This window comes from Vibrio sp. Vb1574, from assembly GCF_033338675.1.
Window position 1 is genome coordinate 1 of record NZ_JAWOTC010000417.1, and the last position, 1,082, is coordinate 1,082.

Genomic DNA, 1,082 nt, shown 5'->3' on the forward strand with positions numbered 1-1,082 from the left:
TTAAGTACAGGAGTAATGTCGCTCTTTCAGTGACTGAAACACAAGTGAAACAGGGGATTTGTCGGCGTTCTGAGAAACAAGGCTCACTTAACTTGAACGGTGTAAGTGAGCCTGAAAATAAAATGAGAGGTTAAGCAAAGACTTATGCTGTTTGGGCTATCAGTGTGGCTCGTTAAGACATGCGTTCTAACTGTTTTACGTATTTTTGCTCTAGCGCTTCATTACCTGCCGCACGTTCTAACTCGATCATAAGTTGCAGTGACGGTTTTTTCACACCGTACATTTGATTAAATCGCATCAGTCGAATTCTTGCATCGGTAAAGTTGCCACTTTCTATTTCGAGTTTAGCCAGTTGGAGAATCGATTTTGGGCGGTGTGGGTCGTGATCGATAGCTCGCGTAAAGTAGTATTTTGCTTTGTCTTTATCTTGTGATTTCAATGCGCAGAAAGCGGCGTTTTCGTAGCTTGCAGGGATGAGGTAGTAATAAGGTTGTTCAATTGCGCGGTTAAACATTTGGTCGGCTTGTTGGAAATCACCTCGTTTACATAGAAATGTTCCGTAGTTATTGAGCACGTTGCCGTTTTTGGTGTGTTGGCGTAAAGAGCGTTTGTACATGTCTTCTGCTTTCGCATCTTCACCAACAGTTTCGTAGTAGTGTGCCATAGAAAGCTGTGCGCGGTAGTATTGTGGGGCGTGGCTCAAGGCTTGTTGCAAGTTGTCGTGCGCTCGGATCATATTGCCACCTTCGAGATAACCAAGCCCAAGAGCGATGCGAGATTCTGCCATAGCAACAGGATCGGCCTTCACGATAGGAGCGCCGTTTTCTTTTACGGTAACACAGCCTACGAGTGCAAACTGCGTCATCAACATTAGTGCACTGAGCGTTACGGTTTTCATTCTTCTTCCCCACATCCCTGAATCTGACAGCATGATATGAATTACGTAGCAAAAGCCCATTGAGGAAAAAGCACTATGCGATCAGGTTTGCAAACTGATATGAAAAAGCCGCCAGATGGCGGCTCGGTTCACAAACTTAATTCGTTGATTTAATCGTCTTTAGTGAAAGCATCTTCACTGAAGT

At 44.5% G+C, this 1,082-nt stretch carries 1 protein-coding gene; it reads right to left on the minus strand.

What is annotated here, in order from left to right; translation table 11 throughout:
- Positions 1–172: 172 nt before the first annotated feature.
- The gene (gene pilW / locus R7O12_RS26565; protein WP_005477819.1) at positions 173–898 is read right to left on the minus strand and encodes a type IV pilus biogenesis/stability protein PilW; all 726 of its coding nucleotides are present in this window, start codon (positions 896–898) and stop codon (positions 173–175) included.
- Between the last annotated feature and the right edge of the window lie 184 nt (positions 899–1,082).